The sequence below is a fragment of the Roseibium aestuarii genome, assembly GCF_008477545.1.
Classification (GTDB): Bacteria; Pseudomonadota; Alphaproteobacteria; order Rhizobiales; family Stappiaceae; genus Roseibium; species Roseibium aestuarii.
Window position 1 is genome coordinate 48,424 of sequence record NZ_VORA01000004.1, and the last position, 23,448, is coordinate 71,871.

Below are 23,448 nucleotides of genomic sequence, written 5' to 3' on the forward strand. Positions count from 1 at the left end.
ACCTTCATGTCCCAGACGCCCGCTGCTGCCGTCGACGACCCGGATTTCTGCATCTCCCTTCCCGACGAAAGCGCGACCATCGCCCTGGCGGAGGATCTGGCGGCCTGTCTGGCGCCGGGCGATCTTGTCTGCCTGTCCGGTGATCTGGGCGCCGGCAAGTCGACCCTGGCGCGCGCGCTCCTGCGGGCGGTTGCCGATGACGCGGACCTCGAGGTTCCGAGCCCCACCTTCACTCTGGTCCAGACCTACGAGCTGCCCCGGCTGACGGTGTCCCATTTCGATCTCTACCGGGTGGAAGTGCCGGAGGAACTGCAGGAGCTCGGCCTCGACGAAATGCTCGAGACCGGTGTGGCGCTGGTCGAGTGGCCCGAGATGGGCGAGGGCGAACTGCCCGCCTGCCGGCTCTGGATCAGCCTCACGGGTGCGGAGGATGATGCCCGCGAGGCACGGATCAAGGGGCAGGGCGGTTTCGATCTGTCCGGGCTTTCCCGCTCGCTGGAGATCCGTGCCTTCCTGCGGGCCAATGGCTTCGGACAGGCCTCCCGTCGCTTCCTGAAGGGCGATGCCTCGGCCCGGGCCTATGAGCGCATCGATCTGGATGGCGAAAGCCAGGTGCTGATGAACTCCCCGGCGCTCTATGTGGTCGGCGAACAGGCGGACGAGAACAGCTACGCCCAGATCGTGCATCTGGCCCGCGACGTGCGCCCCTTCGTGGCCGTGGGAGAGGAGCTCCGGCGTCAGGGCTTCTGCGCGCCGCAAATCCGGGCGATGGATCTCGAGCGTGGTCTTCTGCTGCTGGAGCATCTGGGCACCGACGGCGTGCTGGATGCGGACGGCAAGGTGCTGCCGGAACGCTACCGTGCAGCAACCGAGCTTCTGGCCCATCTCCATGGCCGCAGCTTCCCCGATACCGTGACCTTGCCCGATGGTTCGGCCTACAGGCTGCCGGTGTTCAGCCGCCGCGCTCTCCTGGCCGAGGTCTGCCTCTTCCTCGACTGGTACGTGCCCTTTGTCTCCGGGGCCGAGGCCTCAGAAGATCTGCGGGCCGAATTCGTCGGGCTCTGGGGCGATGTCCTCGACCGGGTCTCCGGGGCCGAGACCGGCTGGACCCTGCGCGACTACCATTCCCCCAATCTTCTCTGGCGGGGAAACCGCAGCGGCGATGACCGTCTTGGGCTCATCGACTATCAGGATGCGGTGATCGGCGCGACGGCCTATGACCTCGGCTCTCTCCTCTTCGACGCCCGTGTGGAAGTACCCGCCGATCTGGAAAGGGAGCTCCTCGACACCTATCTGGTCATTCGGGCCGAACAGGCTGCCGACTTCGATGCACAGGCATTCCGCAGTGCCTATGCGGTCTATGCCGCGCAGCGCATCACCAAGATCCTCGGCATCTTTGTCCGTCTGGCCCGCCGCGATGGGAAACCGGTCTATCTGAACCATTTACCACGCATGAATGCCTATCTTGACCGGGCGCTGGCCGATCCTGTTCTGTCGGAGCTGAAGCGCTGGTTTGAAATCCATCGCCCTGCAACCGGGGCTGATGTCTGAAGGAGTGGGAAGTTCCATGTCGGCAAAGCCGTTTCGTCCGTCCAAGGCTATGATCCTCGCTGCCGGCATCGGCAAGCGCATGCGTCCCCTGACGGCAACGACGCCCAAGCCGCTGATCGAGGTCAACGGCAAGTCCCTGATCGATCACGGCATGGACCGTCTCGCGGCAGCGGGGGTAAAGACCTGCGTGGTCAACGTCCATTATCTCGCCGACCTGGTGGAGGTGCACGTCAAGCGCCGCCGCGACATGGAGGTCCTGATCTCGGACGAACGGGACGCGCTGCTGGAAACCGGTGGCGGCATCCGCAAGGCCTTGCCCCTTCTGGGGGACGAGCCTTTCTTCCAGATGAACTCCGACACGGCCTACTGGATCGAGGGGGTGAAGCCGAACCTCGAGCACATGATCGACGCCTGGGACGAGAGCCGCATGGATGCGCTCCTGCTGGTGGCCGAGACCGTGAATGCGGTCGGCTACGCCGGTCGCGGCGATTTCGACATGGACATGAACGGCCGGCTGACCCGCCGCAAGGAGCGGGGCGTCAGCGCCTTTGCCTATGCAGGCGTCACCATTCTCCATCCGCGCCTCTTCGAAGGCGCGCCGGAGGGGGCCTTCTCCATGAACCGTCTCTTCGACAAGGCCATCGAGGAAGAACGCCTCTTCGGGGTGACGATGGAAGGCATCTGGCTGCATGTCGGAACGCCTGAAGCCATCCGCGCCGCGGAATACGCCGTCGCTGAAAGCGCGGCGTGATCCATGGCGGATGAGCGCAAGTCCGGATCCCGTCTCCTCTCCATTCCCCCGTCGGTTCCCTTCCTGAGGACATTCGCCACCCGCCTCGTCGAAGGGGACCTGGTGCCCGGCTTCTGCCCGCGCACCAATCCGCTCGAGCTGTCGCGGGCGACCCTCTACCTGCCCACCCGCCGTGCCGCCCGCCTGCTGCCCGAGATCTTTCAGGAGCTCTTCGGCGGCAAGCCCGTCCTGCTGCCGCGCATCCTGCCCATCGGCGATGTGGAGGAGGACGAGCTGACCCTGCGCGCCGATGCGAGCGCGGACGGCAATGCGCTGGCGCCCGCCATGCCGTCCATGGAGCGTCATCTGGCGCTCACTCGGCTGGTTCTGGCCTGGAAGGGCGCGCTGCGCCGCGAGGTGCTGGACCTGAAGTCCGACGAACCGCTCGGCGTGCCGGCCTCCGCCGCTGATGCCGCCTGGCTAGCCGGTGATCTGGCGGCCCTGATGGACGAGATCGAGACGGAAGAGGCGGACTGGAGCGATCTGGCGTCCCTCGTGCCCGAGGATCACGCCCGATACTGGCAGATCACCCTGGATTTCCTCGCCATCGTGCAGCAGGGCTGGCCGGCCTATCTGGTCGAGCGTGGCATGATGGACGCCAAGGCCCGCCGCTCCGCCCTCATCCGGCAGGCGGCCGAGCAGCTGGAGCGGACGCCGCCGTCCGGACCGGTGATCGTTGCCGGGGTCACCGGTTCGGTGCCCGCGACGGCCCGCTTCCTCAAGGCTGTCGCAGGCCTGCCCCAGGGTGTGATCGTCCTGCCCGGGCTGGATCGTCACCTCGATGCCGCCTCCTGGCAGGCGCTGGGTGGCAGTCGGACACCGGCCCGCGCTACGGGAAAGCGGGACAGCAGCGTTCCCGCCCATCCACAATATGGCCTGAAGCAGTTGCTCGACCGGCTGGAGGTGGACAGGGAGGACGTGGCAGATCTCGGAGCCGCGCCCGTTGCGGCTCTGGCCGATCGCGACATCCTGGTCTCCGAGGCCATGCGCCCGGCCGAGACCTCCGATGGCTGGATGACCTTTCTGGGCGCCTTCCACGTGACCCGCCGTTCGGCCGCGCTCGCCGATGTGGAGCTGGTGGTCGCCCGTAACGAGGCCGAGGAGGCGCTGGCCGCAGCCATTGCCCTGCGCGAGGCGGTCGAGCGCGGCGAGACGGCGGCCTTCGTCTCGCCGGACCGGCTCCTGTCGCGCCGGGTGGCCGTGGAGCTTGCCCGCTGGAAGATCCAGGTGGACGACAGTGCCGGCCGGCCGCTCGATCAAACGCCCCCTGCGATCCTCGCCAATCTGGCGGCCAGGCTCGCCAGCAACGGCTGCGACCCGATCGATCTCCTCTCCCTTCTCAAGCATCCGCTCTGCCGGCTCGGCCTGTCGCTCAAGGATGTGCGCTCGGCCGCGCGTGCCCTGGAACGCGGCGTGCTGCGCGGGCCCCGCGCCCGGCCCGGCACCTCGGGTCTGCGCGAGGCGGTGCTGGCCAGCCGGGAGCTTCAGGCAAGTTCCGCCCGCGTGGCGCGCTGGCAGAAGATCCACGACGACGACTGGGACGTGCTCCTCGACCTGGTGGCGAGGCTCGCCCATGCGCTGGCCCCTCTGGAGGACCTGCAGGGGGACGACGTTTTGCTCTCCGTCACCCGTCTGGCGGAAGCACAGGTCGAGATGCTGACCCGCGTTGCCCGCGACGAGACCGGGTCCGACGCGGAGCTCTATACCGGCGAGACCGGTGATGCGCTGGCCGCCTTCTATGCCAGCCTGCTGGAAGCCGATCCGGCGGGGCTCGAGATCAAGGCCTCCGACTGGGCCAGTGTCCAGCCGGCGCTGATGGCCAGCGTCTCCGTTCGCCGTCGCCTTCCCGGCGACCCCCGGGTCCAGATCCTGGGCCCGATGGAGGCCCGCCTGCAGGCCCCGGACCTGATGATCCTCGCCGGCCTCAATGAGGGCGTCTGGCCCCAGCGCACCCGCAACGATCCCTGGCTCAACCGGCCCATGAAGCAGGATATCGGTCTGGAGCCGCCGGAGCGGCGTCTGGGGGCTGCGGCCCACGACTTCGCGCAAGGTCTTGGCGCGCGCCGGGTCATCCTCTCCCGCTCCGCCCGTGCCGATGGCGCGCCGACGGTCATGTCCCGCTGGCTGCAGCGCCTGCTGACGCTTTCGGGGCCTGAGGTCGCGGACGAAATGACGGCCCGTGGGGCGCGACATCTGGCGCTGGCTGCCCGTCTGGACCAGCCGGCCGGCGGCGTCCGGGCTGCCGAGCGTCCCAATCCGAAGCCGCCGCTGGCGGCCCGGCCCAAGCGCCTTTCGGTCACCGAGATCGAACGTCTGGTCCGGGATCCTTACGCCATCCATGCCCGCCACGTGCTGCGGCTGGAGCCGGTCGACCCCATCGGCGGCGAACCGGGTGCCGCGGAAAAGGGCACGATCATTCACGATGCCCTGGCCGAATTCCTGCAGGGCTGGACCGGCCCGTTCGACGCGGCGGCCCTGGCGCGTCTGGTCGAGGTGGGCGAGCGGCACTTCGCGACGCTCGATGCCTTCCCCGCGATCCGCGCCCTGTGGTGGCCGCGCTTCCTGCGTATCGCCGAGGCCTTCATCGCCTTCGAAGGGCGCCGGTCCGGACGTCTGGACAAGCGCTATCTGGAGATCTCCGGCGGGCTGGAGCTGGCTTTGCCGGGCGTCGAGTTCCGGCTCACCGGTCGTGCCGACCGGATCGATCTGCTCAACGACGGCACCATTTCCGTGCTCGACTACAAGACCGGGCAGGCCCCTTCCATGAAGCAGGTGGAAACCCTTCTCGCGCCGCAGCTGCCGCTGGAAGCCGCGATGATTGCCCGCGGCGGGTTTGACGGGGTGCCGTCCACCCTGCCGATCTCCGAGCTGCTCTATGTACAGCTGAAGGGAGGGTCCGATCCGCTGCTGGAGGTGCCCCGGACGCCTAAGGACAAGGATCTCGGCGAGCTGGCCGATGAGGCCTATGCCCGGCTCGAGGCGCTGGTCGCCCACTACGCCAACGAGGACAACGGCTATCTCTCCAGGGCGCGGGTGATGATGGAAGGCAATGTCGGCGGGGCTTACGACCATCTGGCGCGCGTTCAGGAATGGTCCGTCGGCGAAGGGGGCGAGGAATGAGTTTCGAGATCCCACGCCTCACGCGGGAGCGCCAGGAAAAGGCCTCCCACCCGGAGGCCTCCGCCTGGGTGAGCGCTAATGCCGGCTCCGGCAAGACCTTCGTCCTGTCGCGGCGGGTGGTGCGCCTGCTGCTCGCAGGCACCGATCCCTCGCGCCTGCTCTGCCTCACCTTCACCAAGGCGGCTGCGGCCGAAATGGCCACCCGCGTCTTCCGCATCCTCGGCGACTGGGTGACGATGGAAGATGAGCGTCTGGCTGATGAGCTGCAGGACATCGAGGGCCGCCGCCCCGACGCGGCCCGTCTCGCCATGGCGCGTCGGCTCTTTGCCCGCGCGCTCGAAACCCCGGGCGGTCTCAAGATCCAGACCATCCACGGGTTCTGTGAGGCCCTGCTCCACCAGTTTCCGCTGGAAGCCAATGTGGCCGGCCACTTCACCGTGCTGGACGAGCGCATCGCCGGCGAGCTGATGGCCGAGGCCCGCGCTGCGGTGTTGCAGAAGGCGGAAGCCGATCCCGCCAGCCCCTATGGCCGGGCGCTGGCCACCATCATCGCGCTCATGTCCGACGGCGGTCTGGACAAGGGCCTGAGCGAACTCATTTCCGGTCGCGACGCCCTGCGCCTGTGGCTCGATGATGCCGGAGGGCTGGCGCCCGCGCTTCAGTCCCTCGCGCGCGATCTCGACGTGGATCCGGAGGAAACGGTCGAGGACCTCGACCGGCGCATCCTCCTCGAATGCCCCATCGATCTCAACGCGGCCAAGGCCTATCGCGAGGCTCTGGCGCTGGGCACCAAGACGGACATCGAGAAGGGCGAGGCGCTTGTCGCAGCCTTCGCCGCGCGAACGCCCGATCTCTTCCCCGCCCTCTGGCTGCCGGTCTTCCTCACCAAGGATCTGTCGCCGCGCAAGAAGCTGGTCACCGCCAAGACGGCAGAGGCCTACCCTGCCATGGTGGAGGCGCTTGCCGCCGAACAGCAGCGCCTGCTGGATCTGCTGGCCCGCCGGGCCTCGGTCGTGACCTGGCACGGCACGGCCGCACTGCTGACCCTGGCCCATGCGGTCATCGACCTCTACGAGGCGGCCAAGACCCGTCAGGGCTTCCTGGACTTCGAGGATCTGGTGGTGCGCACGGCGACCATGCTGTCGCGCTCCGAGGCCGCCCAGTGGGTCCAGTTCAAGCTGGATCAGGGGCTGGATCACATTCTCGTCGACGAGGCCCAGGACACCTCGCCGCGCCAGTGGCAGGTGGTGCAGGCGCTGGCCGCCGAGTTCTTCACCGGCACCGGCGCCCGTGACACCCTGCGCACGATCTTCGCCGTGGGCGACGAGAAACAGTCGATCTATTCCTTCCAGGGCGCGGTTCCGGCCTATTTCGACGAGATGCGCCGCAGCTTCGCCAGACGGTCAGAGGAGGCCGAGCGCCTGTTCCATTCGGTGGACCTGCAGCTCTCCTTCCGCTCCACCGGCGACGTGCTGGGTGCGGTTGATACGGTTTTTTCCTCAGCCTCCGCCCACAAGGGCCTCTCCCAGGAACTGAAGGCGCCGGTGCACGAGGCGATCCGCCGCGATCCCGGCGTGGTGGACCTGTGGCCGCTGGAAAAGCCCGCCATCATCGAGGAGCCGGGCGACTGGCGTGAGCCGCTCGACCGTATCGGCGGCGACAGTCCGATGGTGCGCGTTGCCCGCCGCATCGCCCGCACCATTCGCGGCTGGATGGAGCGCGGGGAGGCCGACCCGGGCGACGTGATGGTGCTGCTGCGCAAGCGCGGTCCCTTCGTCGAGGTGCTGAACCGGGAGCTCAAGCAGATGGGCGTGCCCGCCGCGGGCTCCGACCGTCTGGTGCTGACCGATCACATCGCGGTCAAGGACCTGGCGGCGCTGGGCCGCTTCCTGCTGCTGCAGGAGGACGACCTGTCTCTGGCGGAGGTGCTGAAGAGCCCGCTGCTCGGCCTGACCGACGACGACCTCATCGAGATTGCCCGCGAGACTCCGGAGCGGCCGCGCGCCGGCACGCTCTGGCAGTCGCTGCTGAAGAAGTCGGACACGAGCGCCAGGTTGCTCGAGGCCCGGCAGAAGCTGGAAACCTGGCGTGCCCGGGCCGACTTCATGCCGCCTTTCGAGTTCTACGCCAGGCTGCTCGCCGGAGATGGCGGCCGCAAGGCCTTCCGCAAGCGCCTCGGCGTGGAAGTGGATGACGTGCTGGACGAGTTTCTGGCCCTGACCATGAGCTTCGAGCAGGTCGGCACGCCGGGGCTGGAGGGCTTCCTCGCCTGGATGGCGGCGGCTCCGACCCAGATCAAGCGCGAGCTCTCCAACTCCAAGGGCATGGTCCGCATCATGACCGTGCATGGCTCCAAGGGTCTGGAAGCGAAGATCGTCATTCTGGTCGATACCTGCGCGGCCCCCGTCCACGCCCAGCATGATCCGGCCTTCCTGCCGCTCCCGCGCGATGCTCATGGCATGTCCCCGCCCGCCCTGTTGTGGCTGCCGGGCAAGTCGGACCGGCTGCCCCTGCACGAAGAGGGTCTCGAAGCCCTGCGCGAGGGCCAGCGCGAGGAATACCGCCGCCTGCTCTATGTGGCCCTGACCCGCGCCGAGGACCGGCTGATCGTCTGCGGCTGGCAACCCGCCCGCGGCGCCCACGAGGAATGCTGGTATTCGCTGGTGGAAACGGCCCTGCGGCCGCAGGCCCGCGAGATCCTCGCACCCGATGGCGAGGTCGTGGCCTGGCGCTGGCAGAAGACGCCGGACAATCCGGCCGCGCCCGATGCGCCTGCTTCTGCTGATGCACCCGTCGCGGCACACCGCGCCGCCGCCCCGTCGACTGCAACGGATGCCGTCGATCTGCCGGACTGGCTGCGCACCCCGGTCACCCCATTCGTCAGGGGCACCCGGCTCCAGCCCTCCAAGGCCTTCGAGGCCATGGAGGAAAAGGATGGACCGGAACCGGTGCCCGCGCTCACCCGGCTGGCGACCCGCCGGGCCGGGGGCAACTGGCCGCTGGAACGCGGGCGCCTGATGCACAAGCTGCTGGAAGTCCTGCCTGATCTGCCCGAGGCCGATCGCATGGCGGCGGCAGAGCGGTTGATCGCCCGCAGTCTCGCCGAAGAGTTCCGGGACCATGAGGCGAGCCTTCTGGGCGAGATCCGCGCCATTCTGGACGCGCCGGACCTGGCGCCACTGTTCGATCCGGCGGGTCGGGCCGAGGTGTCCCTTGTCGGCTCGATCACGACTGCGCGAGGGGAAACCATGGCCGTCTCCGGCCAGATTGACCGGCTTCTGGTGCGCGACGACGAGATCCTGATCATCGATTTCAAGACCAATCAGGTTCCGCCCGAGTCCCCGGAGGGCATTTCGCTGGAATATCGCGCCCAGCTGGCCGTTTATCGCAGGCTCCTGCGCGGCATCTATCCCGACCGCCCGGTGAGGGCCGCCCTGCTCTGGACGGTCGGTCCCAGCCTCATGGAGGTCGCTCCCGAGCTTCTTGATCAGACGCTTGCGGGCCTGCGCAGCGCAGACCCCGTATCTTGACGGATCCCCGCCGGGTTCCTACCTTCGGCGCAACACGAGAGGTGACCCCCGTCACCCCCGATCAATCGCGAAAGAGACAGATCATGGCTACCAACAAGGTCACCGACGCCAGCTTCGAGACCGACGTCCTGAATTCCGACACCCCGGTCGTGGTGGACTTCTGGGCTGAATGGTGCGGCCCGTGCAAGATGATCGCCCCGGCTCTGGAAGAACTCTCCGAAGAGCTCGACGGTCAGGTGAAGATCGCCAAGATCAACATCGACGAGAACCAGGATGCCGCCATGAAGTATGGCGTGCGCTCCATCCCGATGCTGATCATGTTCAAGAACGGCGAGCCGATGGCCAGCCAGGTGGGCGCAGCCCCCAAGGGCAAGCTCTCCGACTGGATCAAGAGCGCCCTCTGAGACCCCGGACGGCCGCGCACCCTTGCAGAAACCGGGTACGCAAGCCTTCTGAACCATGCTGAACCTTGACGGGTCGGAGCGGCTGTGCACAAGCATGACCGCTCCAACTCTTTTTCAAGCGACAAACCGACGGACAACACATGAGCGACGACAACAAGATCCCGGAAGGCGTCGAGCCCGAGGCCGCTGCTGATCAGGCTTCCGCCGACGCTCACGCCGGCGACACCGCACAGGAACTCAATCCGCTGGAGGCTCTTCAGGCCGAGAACGCGGAGCTGAAGGACCGCCTGCTGCGCACCATCGCCGAAATGGAAAACCTGCGTTCCCGCACCCAGCGCGAGATCAAGGACACCCGCACCTATGCGGTGACCGGTTTCGCCCGCGACATGCTGAACGTCACCGACAACCTGCGCCGCGCTCTCGACAGCCTGGGCGCGGAGGTGCGTGAGGCGGCCGACGCGACCATCAAGAGCCTGATCGAAGGCGTCGAGATGACCGAGCGCGACCTGCTGGGCCAGCTGGAAAAGCACGGCGTGAAGAAGCTGGAACCGGAAGGCCAGAAGTTCGACCCGAACTTCCATCAGGCCATGTTCGAGGTTCCGAACCCGAATGTACCGAACAACACGGTCGTTCAGGTGGTTCAGGCCGGCTACTCCATCGGCGACCGGGTCCTGCGCCCCGCCATGGTGGGTGTCGCCAAGGGCGGCCCGAAGGATGTGGCCGCAGACGGCGAGGCCGGCCAGACGGTGGACAAGAGCGCCTGATCGCGCATCCGCTCATCTGAACGACCGGAGAACAGCGCGGCCGATTGTGCCTGTGCGATTTACATTCAGGTCGTCGACCTTATCTTGGGAGGGGCTGCTCCGGTCGCGGGGCAGCCCTTCTGGCATTTCGGAGACGGGCGCCATGCTCCTGCAGTTTCTCGATTACATCGGCGTGGCCGTCTTCGCCCTGACCGGCGCCATCATGGCCTCGCGCAAGGGGCTGGACATCCTCGCTTTCCTCTTTCTGGCGACAATCACCGGCATCGGTGGCGGAACCCTGCGCGACGTGCTCCTCGACGTACCGGTCTTCTGGACCCTCAACGATCGCTATCTGCTCGTATGTCTGGCCATGAGCGCGCTCATGTGGGTGGCGGGGCCGCAGGTGGAAAAGCTCGGCAAGCCCCTGCGCTGGGCCGATGCCATCGGCATGGCGGCCTATTGCGTCATGGGGGCGGCCAAGGCCCTCGCTGTGACCGATTCCGCTCTGGTGGCGATCCTGTTGGGAACCATGACGGCAACCTTCGGCGGCATCCTCCGCGACATCGTGGTGGGCGAGAAATCGGCGCTGCTCAAGCCCGAGATCTATGTGAGCGCCGCGCTGGCGGGATCTGCGCTCTATGTCGGTCTGCGCATGGCGGAGATGGACAGCTGGGTCGCAGCCGGCCTCGCTGCCGCCTTCGCGCTGATCCTGCGCGGTGGGGCGATCGTCGCGGGCTGGACCTTGCCGGTCTACAAGTCCGGCGCTTCTCTCGACCGGCCGTGACGGCGGCCGAAAGGTCTCCTGGAAATGAAGAGGCCCGCATCTGCGGGCCTTTTTCATGTCAGGTTTGAGTGTGGGCAGGGTCTCAAGCCAGCGCCTGCTGCAGGGCCACAATGGCCACACCGGCGCTTAGCAGGGACGGCAGAGCCATGAACATCACAAGGGTCTTGAACATCGGGGTCGCTCCTCATCGGAATGGCGGGGTGCCATCCATGAGGAGATATTAGGGGAAACCCGTAAGGTCCGGGGTGATGCACGGCACAGTCCGGCGGTTTCTGCGCCCATTGCCTAGCTGCGCAGGAACACGTGACCAGCGGTGGCGAAGTCGCCCAGCCCCGACATGCGACCCTCGTGAAACACGGTGGTCTGGCCATAGAAGCGGCGACCGGCCTTCTCGCCGCGCGTGAGCTCGCGGAACGTTGCGGTAATCTCCCAGCCCGCGGCGGCCGGATCCTCCGGCGTTTCGGCCTGAAAGATACGGGCGCTGTCGTTGAGGGCGCGCACGAGATCCGGCGTGCCGCCCAGAAGGTCGAGATGCACGCCCTCGGGCAGATCGTCGGCGGTGAAGGGCAGCCAGGACAGGTCGCCCTCCTGCGCTGCCTCGCCGACGCAGATGATGTCGGCACCGGTGGCCGCGGACGACAGCTCCGGGCTGGTGCGGAAGTCGATATGGGAGAGGCCGGGCAGGGCGGAAAGCCTCCGGCACATCTCGGTCTCCGTCGGTTCCAGAAGCACGGAGCGGATGGGCCGCACGGCCGCATAGGCCTGCATGATCAGCGGAAAGAAGGCGGGCGGAGACAGCACCAAGAGACGGGCGCTGTCTTCCCGGGAGAGATATTGTGCGCTCAGCCCGCAGAGCGCCGCGCGCCGTCGCTGCGCCAGCCTCACCCCGTCGAGAAGCGCGATGGGTTGGCCCGTCTTGCCGGAGAACAGCAGATAGGCACCCGCCTGAGGGCTTGCGGCCTGAGATGCTGCCGAGGAGGCAGTGCCTGCCGGCAGGTCGAGCATGAGCGAGCAGCCGATATAGCCCCGGTCGCTGTGCCCCTGGCCACTGAAGTCGGTCCAGGCGGACGCCAGGGTCAGCGTACCGGTGCCATCCGGGCGTTGCAGCGCGAGCCGGGACGGGGCGGGGACAATGGTCTGCGAGCGATAGGCCCGGCGGAGGGTTTCCAGGAGATCCCGGACAGGGGCGGCGGCGTCGATGTCTTCTGCAGAGAGGATCCTCATGCCGCGCGCCCCGCAGGGTCGTCAGGCCGCAGAGCGGCTCTTCGGCGCGGGGAGCCCTGGCTTGGCGGCCGCAGGCTCGACGATTTCGCGCAGATGTTCGGCTTCACCCTGCCACTTGCGCACTTCGCGCCGCTTGGCACGGGCTTCCTTGCGCCACTTGCCCTGGCGGGCCCAGGCGCCGACGCCTCCCAGCACAATGCCGAGAGCGAGGCTGGCGAAAATGACCCAGAAGAGGGGAATGTCGGTGATGGCGAACCGCGGATCGGTCGGATCAAACGGGTTCAGCGACACGGTCACCGGATGGCGGTTGGACACCGAAAGGGGGACGATCACGATCGCGACGGCAACGAGAAGGGCGTTCTTGACGAAACGGATCATGACAGTCTCCGGGATATGGCTGCTGGTGCGAGAACCACAGGCTCCGGATACTAAGTCCTGCGGCGACAGACGGGAATGACCGTCAGGTCAGTCTTCCCCGTGGTCCACACCATCGTTCAGACGGACGCGCATTTCCTTGCCGGTCTTGAAGAAGGGAACGTATTTTTCCTCGACTTCGACCTTCTGGCCGGTGCGCGGGTTGCGCCCGGTGCGGGCGGGGCGGTTCTTGACGGAGAAGGCGCCAAAGCCGCGAAGCTCGACCCGATCGCCGCGCATGAGCGCTTCGGTGATCTCGTCAAGAATGGCATTCACGATATTCTCGACATCGCGCTGGTAGAGATGCGGGTTTTGTTCCGCGATCTGTTGAACCAGTTCAGACTTGATCATTTGCCGCCCCTCAATATTTCTATTTCTCAATTTCCGTTTCGGAAGCCTGCCAAACCGATACGAGGCCGTCAAGCATAAAACCGGGAGAAATCAGCCGGTTAGCCGAATAATCCGACTGAAGTATAGTTTCCGCGATCCCGGCGCCCAGGCCTTTCGACATTTTCAGGGCGAAGGGGCTGTCATCAGCCGCCTTGTCGAGATCCCAGGTGAGAACCGGCAGGCCCTCCGGCACGCCTTTCTCGTCCACGAGCCAGGCGACAACCTCCCGCTCGCCGCCGATGGCGTCGATCAGGCCCTTGTCCAATGCACGAACGCCGGAATAGATCCGCCCGTCCGCCAGAGTGCGCGCCGCTTCGAGATCAAGTCCCCGGCGCTCGGCGACCAGCTTGACGAACCACTGGTAGCTGTCGTCCACCACATCGGCCAGCACGGCGCGGGCCTCCGGGGAGGTCTCGGAATAGAAATCGGGTTCGGCCTTCAGGGGCGCGCTCTTCACCGCATCCATCTCGACGCCGATCGTGTCCAGCAGCTTGGCCGCATTGCCATACTGGAAGAGCACGCCGATGGAGCCGGTGATCGTGTTGTAGCGGGCAAAGATCCGCTCGCCGGACAGCGCCACCATGTAGCCGGCCGAAGCCCCAAGGGTGCGGATCTCGGCAACCACGGGCTTCTTTTCCGCCAGCCGGCGCAGGGCATTGTAGAGATCCTCGCCGCCGGTGGTGCTGCCACCGGGCGAGTTGATCGAGACGATCACCGCCTTCACGCTGTCGCGTTTGACCAGATCGTCGATCAGCTTCAGCTGGGCGCGGTTCTCGAGGATCATGCCCTCGATGGGCAGGCGGGCAATGTGGTTGCCGGCATGGGACAGATCGCGACAGAGCAGGGCAAAGCTTCCCCCGCCGATGAGGACCAGCATCGCCACCACGGCGACCACGCGCCAGAAGGTGAGCTTGCGGCGCAGCTTGCGGCGGTCGATGAGTGTATCCACGTCGAGGGGCATGAAGGAAAGCCTCTGGCTGTCTGCGGGTCGAACCGGACCCGCACGGCTCTTCTTCATAGGACGGAGCGTCACCGGAATGCAAATGCAACGAGGCTCTTGCACCCGGTTGACGTGCAGGCTCCGCGAGACCGGCCCGCGAAGCCCGGGTGCCCGTGTCAGCCGATGGCGACCACGGAGAAGGCGAAGGTGAGATCCTTGCCCGCCAGCGGATGGTTGGCATCCAGCACCACGTGGTCGTCCTCGACCGTGTCGATGACCACGGGCATGATCTGTCCGCCCTGGGTCTGAACCTGCAGCTGGGTGCCGACTTCCAGCGGAATTTCCGGCGGGAACTGGTTGCGCGGAACCGCCTGACGGGCAGCCGGGTTCACCGGGCCATAGGCTTCCTCGGCCGGGATCGTGACGGTCTTGTCCTCGCCGACCTGCATGCCCGGCAGGGCCTTGTCGAGACCGGGGATGATCTGTCCCGAACCGACCGTGAAGGACAGCGGATCGCGGCCTTCGGAGCTGTCGAACACGGACCCGTCGGTCAGGGTGCCCTTGTAGTGAATGTGAACGATGTCACCCGCTTTGACGGTCGTCATAGCGTGTCTCTCAATTCTGTCTGGAACGTGGGGAGGGTGAATGTCAGAGGCCGTCCGGTCTGGCGGCGGGTGCTCCGGGCTCATGGGCCAGCCTAGTCCATTCGGCCCGAATGTCAAAACCGGCGGCGGCCAGCGGGTGAGGCGTCAGAGGCTTGAAATACCAGAGGGCTGAAACGACAGAAGGCCCGGCGTCGCCGCCGGGCCTTCCGAAGTGTTGCGCTTGAAGCGTCTTCGAAGATCTTAGTCTTCGGAAGCCTGCTTCAGGGCTGCGCCCAGGATGTCGCCGAGGGACGCGCCGGAGTCGGAGGAACCGTACTGAGCGACGGCTTCCTTCTCTTCTGCGATTTCCAGAGCCTTGATGGAGGCGGAAACGCGACGGGTCTTCTTGTCGAACTGGGTGATGCGGGCATCGAACTTGTCGCCGACGGAGAAGCGCTCCGGACGCTGTTCCGCACGGTCGCGGGACAGGTCGGCGCGACGGATGAACGCGGTCAGGTCGCTGTCTGCGATCTTGACGTTCAGGCCGCCATCGGTGATTTCGATGACTTCACAGGTGACAACAGCGTTCTTGCGGATTTCACCGGCAGCGCCGGATTCCATCGGGTCAGCGCCGAGCTGCTTGATGCCGAGGGAGATACGCTCCTTGTCGACGTCAACATCGAGAACGACGGCCTTGACCATGTCGCCCTTCTTGAACTCTTCGATGACCTGCTCGCCCGGACGGTTCCAGTCCAGATCGGACAGGTGAACCATGCCGTCCACGTCGCCGTCGAGGCCGATGAACAGACCGAATTCGGTCTTGTTCTTGACTTCGCCTTCCACTTCCGTGCCAGACGGATACTGATCGGCGAAGGCTTCCCACGGGTTCTGCAGGGTCTGCTTGAGGCCCAGGGAGATGCGGCGCTTGATCGGATCCACTTCCAGGATCATCACTTCCACTTCCTGAGAGGTGGAAACAATCTTGCCCGGATGGACGTTTTTCTTGGTCCAGGACATTTCGGAAACGTGGATCAGGCCTTCGATGCCCGGCTCCAGTTCCACGAATGCACCGTAGTCGGTGATGTTGGTCACGCGGCCGTTGAACTTGGCTTCGATCGGGTACTTGGCTTCGATGCCATCCCACGGATCGGTTTCAAGCTGCTTCATGCCGAGGCTGATGCGATGCGTGTCCTGGTTGACGCGGATGATCTGCACGCGAACGGTCTGGCCGATCGAGAGCACTTCCGACGGATGGTTGATGCGGCGCCACGCGATGTCGGTGACGTGCAGCAGGCCATCGATGCCGCCCAGGTCAACGAACGCACCGTAATCGGTGATGTTCTTGACCACGCCTTCCACGGTCTGGCCTTCTTCGAGGCTCTGGACCAGTTCGGAACGCTGTTCGGCGCGGGTTTCTTCCAGAACGACGCGGCGGGAGACCACGATGTTGCCGCGGCGCTTGTCCATCTTCAGGATCTGGAACGGCTGCGGGGTGTGCATCAGCGGGGTCACGTCGCGGACCGGACGGATATCGACCTGGGAGCGCGGCAGGAAGGCCACGGCACCATCGAGGTCGACGGTGAAACCACCCTTGACTTGGTTGAAGATCTGGCCGTTGACCTTTTCGCCAGCTTCGAAAGCGACTTCCAGGCGGACCCAGCTTTCTTCGCGGCGAGCCTTCTCGCGGGACAGGACGGCTTCGCCCAGAGCGTTTTCGACGCGCTCCAGGTAGACTTCGACTTCGTCGCCGACCTTCATGTCGCCGTCACGGCCCTTGGCGCCGAATTCCTTCAGCGGCACGCGGCCTTCGACCTTCAGGCCGACGTCGATGACGGCGAGGTCCTTTTCGATGGCGACAACGATGCCCTTGACGACAGCGCCTTCATACAGATCGTTCTGGACGAAGGACTCTTCGAGAAGAGCGGCAAAATCCTCAACGGAGGGGTTCATTTCAGACATAAAAACTCCTGATGCCAATCCTGGCCGGCCGCCGGCGGGTTCGTGTTGGTGTTCGAAGGATCCTCCCTTCCCCGGATCGGACCTGCGCGGACATCTGGGCCGTGCGGATCGTCTCTGCCGAACGTCTCGATCCGTGAAGGGATCAAGCCGATCGGGCCGGCGGGGCAGGAAACGGAGCATCCCGTCTCGTGTCGGCGTTCTCCGCAACAGGGCGAAAAACGCTGAAATTCCTGATGCATGGCCGTGCCCGCAAGCGGGCTCGCCATCACATGCGGCAGATCCTGCGCAGCCACCGGACAGGGTCCGGTTGCGCATCGGGAAAAGCCGAAAGGGCGTATGGGAAATGTTCAACCGCTCCGGCCATGGGCCGGTGGGTCAAGGGCCCGTCAGCCAGCCAGGGTCCGGTCAATGATATCCACAGCCGCCTGAAACGCCGTTTCTATATCCATTTCCGTCGTGTCAAGCAAGTGTGCATCGGCCGCCTGCTTGAGCGGAGCCACGCTGCGGGAGCTGTCGCGCACGTCGCGGCGCTTCAGGTCTTCCAGCACGGAGGCGTAGCTCGCGTCCTCGCCCTTGCCCTGCATCTCGGCGGTCCGGCGCTTGGCGCGGGCCTCCGGTGCGGCTGTGACAAAGAGCTTCACGGTCGCGTCCGGGCACACGACGGTGCCGATGTCACGGCCGTCGAGAACCGCGCCCGGAGCCTTCGCGGCGAAGGCCTTCTGGAGCCGCACGAGTTCCTCGCGCAGGCCACCGAGCACGGCGACCCGGGAGGCCGCCTCGCCGATCTCATGGGCGGAGAGCACGGACTTGTCCATCTTCGCCAGATCCAGGTGGCGGGCCACCTCGATCGCGATCGCCTCGTCGCCAAGCGGCATGCCCTGCGCCAGAAGGGCAGCGGCCACGGCCCGGTAGGTCAGGCCCGTGTCCAGATGGTTCAGCTTGTAATGGTCGGCAATTCGCCGGGCGAGGGTGCCCTTGCCGGAGGCGGCGGGGCCGTCGATGGCGATGATCATGCGGCAACACCCCCCGCGTCCCGGATGTCGGCGCCCAGGCCGTTGAAGAGCGAGGTGAAGGTCGGGAAGCTGGTGGCGATCACGGCGCCATCATCCACGGTCACCGGCTTGTCGGCGGCCATGCCGAGCACTAGGAAGGACATGGCGATGCGGTGGTCCAGATGGGTGACGACGGTGCCGCCACCAAGTCCCTTGGCGCCGCCGGTCACGGTCAGCGTGTCCTCGGTCTCCACGCAGGGAATGCCGTTGGCTTCCAGTCCGCGCGCCACGGCGGCCAGACGGTCGCTCTCCTTCACCCGCAGCTCGTCGAGGCCCGGCATGAAGGTGTCGCCCTCGGCGAAGGCGGCCGCGATGGCCAAAACCGGATATTCGTCGATCATCGAAGGCGCACGCTCTGCCGGCACGGTGATGCCCTTCAGCTTGCTATGCTTCACCCGGATGTCGGCCACTTCTTCGCCCCCGGCGCTGCGTCGGTTCACGAGCTCGATGTCTCCGCCCATCTCGATCAGGGTGGTGATGATGCCCGTGCGATGCTCGTTCAGCATCACGTTCTCGATGACGATGTCAGAGCCCGGCACGATCAGGGCGGCGACCAGCGGGAAGGCCGCCGAGGAGGGATCCGCCGGCACGTCGATGTCCTGCGGCTTGAGCGTCGGCTGACCCTGCAGCTTGATCACCCGCTCACCTGCCTCGTTCACGGTGACGGAAATGTCGGCGCCGAAGCCGGCAAGCATCTTTTCCGTGTGGTCGCGGGTGGGGATAGGCTCGATGACGGTGGTTTCGCCCGGGCAGTTGAGACCGGCCAGCAGCACCGCCGACTTTACCTGCGCAGACGCCATGGGCACACGGTAGGTGATCGGGGCCGGGGTCCTGGCGCCGCGGATGGAGGCCGGAAGCCGGTCACCCTCGCGGGCGATCACCGCCGTGCCCATCTGGCGCAGCGGGTCGAGCACCCGGCCCATGGGGCGCTTGGAGAGGGAGGCATCGCCGACGAAAGTGGCGGCAATGTCATGGGTGCCGAAGATGCCCATGGTCAGCCGCACGCCCGTGCCTGCGTTGCCGAAGTCGATGACCCGGTCCGGTTCCAGCAGGGAGCCCAGACCGATGCCGTCGACCGTGTAGCTGCCGTCCGCATGCTTGACGATCTTGGCGCCCACGGCCCGCATGGCCTCGGCCGTGGCCAGCACATCCTCGGATTCCAGCAGGCCGCGGACGGTGGTGCGGCCAACGGCCAGGGCGCCGAACATCAGCGAGCGGTGCGAGATCGACTTGTCGCCGGGAACCCGGACGGTTCCCTTGAGCGGGCTGGCGGTGCGGGCTGCGAGCGGGGTAGGCGAGGTGCCATGGGACATGGACATGGTTCCGATTTTGTCGGGGCTGGAAAAGGGTTCCCTAGCTACCACGGGAGGGCCATCCCGTCATCTGCAAATGCGGATGCGAAAACTTGACGGAACCTCAGGTGTCTTCTTGAAATTTGGCTGCCTTCGTGCAGAACTTCGCGCTTGGGCCTTCATTCGCGTGATTTGGCTTTGACAGCAGGGCGCCATAAAGGCTATGGGGCGCCTCAATTCCAAAAGACGAAGGGTTAGCACGGTGGCAAAACCTGAACTTGGCACGAAGCGGCTGTGCCCGAGCTGCGGCGCAAAATATTACGACCTGAACCGGTCTCCGATCGCCTGCCCGAAGTGCGGCACGATCTTCGAGGCTGTCATGACCTCCCGTTCGGCGAAGGCCTCCAAGGTTGTCGAGGAAGTCGACGACGAGGATGAGGACGACGACGCAGCTCCGGAGCTCGTCAGCCTGGAGCAGGCGGACGCCGAGAACGGCGCTGACGGCGACGACGTGCCGGATCTGGACGATGACGTCGACCTGGATGACGACGACGACGCCGAAGAGGACGACGTTTTCATCGAGGATGAAGACGAGGACGAGGAATCCGTCCCGGGCCTTCGCGTCGAAATCGAAGACGACGAAGCCTAATGATTTGAAGATGCGAGGCTTTTCGGTCTCGCATCTTTTCCACAGGCGGAAATCCGGAGACGGGAAATTTCTGCTTGATCGGAAGGGGGCGGGCGACTATGTTCCGCTCCACATCGAGACCGGGTCCCAAGCCGGTCGACCGGAAAGATGGGGTCGTAGCTCAGTTGGGAGAGCGCTACAATGGCATTGTAGAGGTCAGGGGTTCGATTCCCCTCGGCTCCACCATTCCTCCTCAGGGCTTCTCGCAAGCGACCTGAAACTTGGGTGTCCTCCCTATCGAAGCGGAAGACAGGTTGGCCAGAGGCCGACACGCCGCCCACGCGGCAAAGACATGACGCCGGGTTCCCATGCCGGCTGACGGATTTCGGGGTCGTAGCTCAGTTGGGAGAGCGCTACAATGGCATTGTAGAGGTCAGGGGTTCGATTCCCCTCGGCTCCACCATCCTTCTTATCGATGAAATTTTCCAAATAAAATCAATAAACTATGCCTCTCGGTTCTGTTGGTGCGTACCCACGGTCAGTACCCAGGCGTTTAAGTGCCGTTATACAGGCTGAATGCGTTCATGCTCACTGTTCCAACCCGTCTCACGAGTGACAGACAAGACTGTGGCCTCATCCCGGTCAATCTGAGGCGGGTGGTTAGCAGGGCCCCCGTATGCAAACGCAGCGTTTTGTAAAACGACGGTCTATCGTGTTCCCGATCTTTCGATCAGTCGCAATTTGGATCTCTAAAGGTGAGTCCTATCCAGACTTCCGGAAAAGTCCAACGGGGCCTTTCTCATCCTCACCTTTGCGCTCAAATGTATAAGTTGACGACCCTAACCATCGAAGCTGACAGTTCTTTCCAAGGCTGCAGCGGTCGTGAAGTTGTCCTGGTCGCCTAAAGACGTATGCACTGCCTCCGTCCGCGATGACGGTTGCGACCAAGCGTCCGTCCCTGGCACAGTATTCCTGCTTGTCGCGGATGAGGAGCGTTTCGGAATTCTTGATACTATCAAGGGGGATGCAGCCTTTGGCATTGAAGACGTCCGCACCACCGAGCGTGACGTTGATTGCCGCGCCCTGTCCTGTCGGTGGGCTGCTCAGTTTCTGACTTACCATTTGTTGTACGATCTCGGCGACTTGCTGCTCGCTTAGCCCACCGCCTGACCCCGCTGGCCCAGCGGGACCCCGATCACCCTGCAAGCCCCTCGGGCCCTGAGGTCCCATCTCGCCCGGGTCGCCTCGCTCCCCTTTAGGGCCTCGCGGGCCGGGGGTGCCTGAGTTGGCCAAGGCCTGGGTCTTCTGCAGGATGTCCTGAAGTTGCGTGACCTGTCCCTTGAGGACCTGAACTTCGGCGCGTGACGCTTCGATCTGGTTGTTCAGATTACCGACGTAAATTCCCAGACTGATCAGAGCTGCTCCGACCGGCAGGACCGCGCTTGCGATTCCGACCACCTTAATCCAAATATTTTCGCTCATAAAAGACCCTTAGTATCCGGCAATAAAACCCGAAATTGCATAATCATGAACTGCAAGTCGAGTGGAATTTGCTGGCGCTGGTGATCGCGTATGAGGCGATGCCCGACGGGGATCCGTCCTACACTTGGCAAGCCGATCAGACGAGGGCCGTGTTGCGACGCAAGCTCTTCGGCCGGAGCGCGTCTGCGGCTTGTCGGTGCAAGGCTCACCGCAACAAGCCATGAGCAGTCTCTGGAGGGAGCGGTTGCCGTCCCTCCAGAAGACGCGTTAGGTGGAATCCGCCGTCTCAGGCGGACTGGGCGTAGCCGCCGTTATAGGCTTCGCTCTTGCGGCGCACCTGTGCGTGTTCGACGATCCTGTCGCGCGCGATGCCCCGGATCTCCTCGATGGAGGAAAGGCCCTTGCGCTCCAGATAGTCGTTGAGGTCGCCCGTCAGTTCCTGGATCAGGTTGACGCCGATGCCGCCGCTGCCCTTTTCCTCCATCGCCGCCGTGCAGACCTGCAGGTTGCCGGCGCCATGGGCGATGAAGTTGAAGGCTTCGCGGAAGCCCCGAATCCCGCCGATACCAGAAATCGACTTGTCCGGATAGGCGCGTGACACGTCGGAGACGCGCTGCAGGGCCTGGTGCAGGATGGCGAGACCACCCAGGCCGCCGGACGTGACCAGCCCGTCCACCTCGACCTCGAACTTGAGGGTTTCCGGGTCGAGAAGCGGCAGGGACGGGAAGGTGTTGCAGAGGGAGATCGACGAGGCGCCGGCCGCATAGGCCACGCCCGCAGCCTCGACCAGGGACGACGTGGAGGGGGTCAGCTTCACCCAGATCGGCACGCTGACCGCCGCGGTCACCGCCTTGAGGATCGACCGGATGATCTCCTCGTCATTGGCGATGTTGGCGCCCATGTCCTTCCGGTCCATGTGCGGGCAGGACATGTTCAGCTCGAGCGCATCACACCCGGCATTGACGCAAGCCTTGGCCAGCTTCGCCCAGTTGTTCATCTCCTCCTCGCTGCCGGCACCGGCCATGATCGAGGCGATGAGCATGCGGTCGGGATAGGTGGTCTTGATCTCTTCCAGATCGGGGAGCCACTGCTCCAGCGGCTGATCGGAAATCAGCTCCCAGTTCCAGGATGAATGCGACACGGTGTCGGGCCGCTTCATGCGCGAGACATAGGGCTTGGTCTCGCTGGTGCGCTGATAGATGGTCTTGGGCCCGGCGACATTCTCGACCGGATGCAGGCCGATCGTCTTGGTGACGACCCCACCCCAGCCGGCTTCAAACGCGCGCAGGATCTTTCTTTTGCTTTCCGTCGGCGGCGCGGAGGCCAGAACGAACGGGTTGACGAAATCGAGGCCTGTAAAACGTGTAGCAAGTCTGTTCACCGCAGCGCACCCATAGCTGATCTAAAGTTGAAAGCGTCAGTCCGATTTTCGAGAAAGTCAATGCTTATCAATCAGCTTCCTGTTTCGCCGGCGACACTCAACCTTGCGGCACGTGTCGCGGGGAAGAGCTACAGCATTGCGAAAGACCCCTCGCCGGGAGGGCCTGTCAGCCGGGGCGCTTTTGCACGACGCGCTCTTGCTCTAAACAGGGGGTCTGACCACGTCCCTGCCTATCGCGACCGAAGAGAGCTGCGCATGCTGTCCCATTTCCTGCCGCTGGATCTTGATGCCATCACCCCGGAAGAAGAGGCGCCTGCGCCCGAGAAGGTTCTGTCGGGCGATCCGCGTTTCACCACATGGCTGGCCGAGGCGCGGGACGAGGACACCCATTTTACCGGCGTGTGGCAGTCGACGCCGGGCAAGTGGCGCATTTCCTATGACGAGTGGGAGTTCTGCTCGATCCTCTCCGGCCGCTCGGTTCTGACCGACGCGCTGGGCAACGCCCGCGAGCTCAAGGCCGGGGACAGCTTCGTCATTCAGCCGGGCTTTTCCGGCACCTGGGAGGTGATCGAGACCACGCGCAAGCTCTTCGTCATCCGGCTCTATCCGTGACCGCCCTATCCGTGACCGCTCGCCCCGGCAGGGTCTGATCCGGTGTGGATCTCGCTTTTCTCGCTCTTCACGGTCTCCTTCCTGGCGGCGACGGTGCTTCCGGCCCAGTCCGAATTCGGCCTGGCCGGGTTGCTGGCGGCCGAGGCCGCGCCCGTCTGGGCGCTTGTGGCCGTGGCCAGTCTGGGCAACACGCTGGGATCCTGCGTGAACTGGGGCCTCGGGCGCTGGATCGAGCATTTCCGCAAGCGCCGCTGGTTCCCCGTCAGCGAGGCGGCCCTTGACAGGGCATCGGGCTGGTATCAGCGCTGGGGCAAGTGGAGCCTGTTGCTGAGCTGGGCGCCGGTGATCGGCGATCCGCTGACGCTGGCCGCCGGTGTGCTGCGCGAGCCCTTCCTGCCCTTCCTCGTTCTGGTCGCCCTCGCCAAGACCGGCCGCTATCTGGCGGTCGTCGCGGTGACGCAAGGGGTGCTGGGTTAGGGCAGGACCCGAAGGAGCAGGCGGCAAGATTATCCAGCAGGTTGTGATGAACAAGAAAAAGGCCCGGTTTCCCGGGCCTTTCGCATGTTTG

At 65.2% G+C, this 23,448-nt stretch carries 19 protein-coding genes and 2 tRNA genes; 12 read left to right on the top strand and 9 right to left on the bottom strand.

Translation table 11 applies throughout. From position 1 onward, the window contains the following. Window positions 1-6: 6 nt before the first annotated feature. The 7 genes from tsaE (at window position 7) to FR728_RS14655 (ending at window position 10,922) form a co-directional block, all read left to right on the top strand. The gene (gene tsaE / locus FR728_RS14625; protein WP_149893481.1) at window positions 7-1,551 is read left to right on the top strand and encodes a tRNA (adenosine(37)-N6)-threonylcarbamoyltransferase complex ATPase subunit type 1 TsaE; all 1,545 of its coding nucleotides are present in this window, start codon (window positions 7-9) and stop codon (window positions 1,549-1,551) included. Window positions 1,552-1,567: 16 nt separating this feature from the next. Further along, window positions 1,568-2,302 carry a nucleotidyltransferase family protein gene (locus FR728_RS14630; protein ID WP_149893482.1) on the top strand — a complete coding sequence of 245 codons (735 nt, stop codon included), beginning with the start codon at window positions 1,568-1,570 and terminating at the stop codon, window positions 2,300-2,302. A 3-nt stretch (window positions 2,303-2,305) separates the two neighbouring features. Continuing rightward, complete coding sequence (addB, locus tag FR728_RS14635) at window positions 2,306-5,461, top strand: double-strand break repair protein AddB (RefSeq protein WP_149893483.1); 3,156 nt, start codon at window positions 2,306-2,308, stop codon at window positions 5,459-5,461. After that, window positions 5,458-8,991 (top strand): double-strand break repair helicase AddA, encoded by a 3,534-nt coding sequence (gene addA, locus FR728_RS14640; RefSeq protein ID WP_149893484.1) that lies wholly within the window; start codon window positions 5,458-5,460, stop codon window positions 8,989-8,991. The genes addB and addA overlap by 4 nt, the downstream gene beginning before the upstream one ends. A 41-nt stretch (window positions 8,992-9,032) precedes the next feature. Beyond that, window positions 9,033-9,395: a thioredoxin gene (trxA, locus tag FR728_RS14645; protein WP_377176346.1), complete on the top strand. Its 363-nt coding sequence runs from the start codon at window positions 9,033-9,035 to the stop codon at window positions 9,393-9,395. Window positions 9,396-9,535: 140 nt separating this feature from the next. Beyond that, entirely contained in the window at window positions 9,536-10,159 is a 624-nt protein-coding gene (gene grpE, locus FR728_RS14650) for a nucleotide exchange factor GrpE (protein ID WP_149893486.1), read from the top strand. 142 nt (window positions 10,160-10,301) lie between these two features. Further along, on the top strand, window positions 10,302-10,922 hold the full coding sequence (locus FR728_RS14655; RefSeq protein ID WP_149893487.1) for a trimeric intracellular cation channel family protein: 621 nt from the start codon (window positions 10,302-10,304) through the stop codon (window positions 10,920-10,922). Window positions 10,923-11,207: 285 nt separating this feature from the next. On the opposite strand, the gene FR728_RS14660 is transcribed toward FR728_RS14655, so the two are convergent. The 8 genes from FR728_RS14660 to aroA form a co-directional block, all read right to left on the bottom strand. Then, entirely contained in the window at window positions 11,208-12,146 is a 939-nt protein-coding gene (locus FR728_RS14660; RefSeq protein ID WP_149893488.1) for an ornithine cyclodeaminase, read from the bottom strand. A gap of 21 nt (window positions 12,147-12,167) precedes the next feature. Continuing rightward, window positions 12,168-12,524: a LapA family protein gene (locus tag FR728_RS14665; protein ID WP_149893489.1), complete on the bottom strand. Its 357-nt coding sequence runs from the start codon at window positions 12,522-12,524 to the stop codon at window positions 12,168-12,170. A gap of 87 nt (window positions 12,525-12,611) precedes the next feature. After that, window positions 12,612-12,911, bottom strand: coding sequence for an integration host factor subunit beta (gene ihfB / locus FR728_RS14670; RefSeq protein WP_073007707.1), 300 nt, complete (start codon window positions 12,909-12,911; stop codon window positions 12,612-12,614). Between the two features lie 19 nt (window positions 12,912-12,930). Next, entirely contained in the window at window positions 12,931-13,911 is a 981-nt protein-coding gene (sppA, locus tag FR728_RS14675) for a signal peptide peptidase SppA (protein ID WP_149893490.1), read from the bottom strand. Window positions 13,912-14,066: 155 nt separating this feature from the next. Next, the gene (locus tag FR728_RS14680) at window positions 14,067-14,495 is read right to left on the bottom strand and encodes an FKBP-type peptidyl-prolyl cis-trans isomerase (protein ID WP_149893491.1); all 429 of its coding nucleotides are present in this window, start codon (window positions 14,493-14,495) and stop codon (window positions 14,067-14,069) included. A 240-nt stretch (window positions 14,496-14,735) separates the two neighbouring features. Further along, the gene (gene rpsA, locus FR728_RS14685; RefSeq protein ID WP_149893492.1) at window positions 14,736-16,433 is read right to left on the bottom strand and encodes a 30S ribosomal protein S1; all 1,698 of its coding nucleotides are present in this window, start codon (window positions 16,431-16,433) and stop codon (window positions 14,736-14,738) included. Between the two features lie 386 nt (window positions 16,434-16,819). After that, window positions 16,820-17,446, bottom strand: a complete 627-nt coding sequence (gene cmk / locus FR728_RS14690) for a (d)CMP kinase (RefSeq protein WP_149893493.1) — start codon at window positions 17,444-17,446, stop codon at window positions 16,820-16,822. Then, on the bottom strand, window positions 17,443-18,798 hold the full coding sequence (gene aroA, locus FR728_RS14695) for a 3-phosphoshikimate 1-carboxyvinyltransferase (RefSeq protein WP_149893641.1): 1,356 nt from the start codon (window positions 18,796-18,798) through the stop codon (window positions 17,443-17,445). Before aroA ends, cmk begins: the two co-directional genes overlap by 4 nt. 241 nt (window positions 18,799-19,039) lie before the next feature. On the opposite strand from aroA, the gene FR728_RS14700 reads away from it, so the two are divergent. From FR728_RS14700 to FR728_RS14710, 3 genes are all read left to right on the top strand, one after another. Further along, complete coding sequence (locus tag FR728_RS14700) at window positions 19,040-19,426, top strand: TIGR02300 family protein (RefSeq protein WP_149893494.1); 387 nt, start codon at window positions 19,040-19,042, stop codon at window positions 19,424-19,426. 149 nt (window positions 19,427-19,575) lie between these two features. After that, a tRNA-Ala gene (locus FR728_RS14705) sits at window positions 19,576-19,651 on the top strand. Window positions 19,652-19,792: 141 nt separating this feature from the next. Next, window positions 19,793-19,868 (top strand) — tRNA-Ala (locus FR728_RS14710). Between the two features lie 1,305 nt (window positions 19,869-21,173). Here the strand turns inward: FR728_RS14710 and FR728_RS14720 are convergent. Then, window positions 21,174-22,268, bottom strand: a complete 1,095-nt coding sequence (locus tag FR728_RS14720; RefSeq protein WP_188318919.1) for a tRNA-dihydrouridine synthase — start codon at window positions 22,266-22,268, stop codon at window positions 21,174-21,176. Window positions 22,269-22,523: 255 nt separating this feature from the next. On the opposite strand from FR728_RS14720, the gene FR728_RS14725 reads away from it, so the two are divergent. Together FR728_RS14725 and FR728_RS14730 are read left to right on the top strand one after the other, a co-directional pair. Then, complete coding sequence (locus FR728_RS14725; protein WP_149893496.1) at window positions 22,524-22,880, top strand: cupin domain-containing protein; 357 nt, start codon at window positions 22,524-22,526, stop codon at window positions 22,878-22,880. Between the two features lie 42 nt (window positions 22,881-22,922). After that, window positions 22,923-23,357 carry a YqaA family protein gene (locus tag FR728_RS14730; RefSeq protein ID WP_149893497.1) on the top strand — a complete coding sequence of 145 codons (435 nt, stop codon included), beginning with the start codon at window positions 22,923-22,925 and terminating at the stop codon, window positions 23,355-23,357. Window positions 23,358-23,448: the final 91 nt, after the last annotated feature.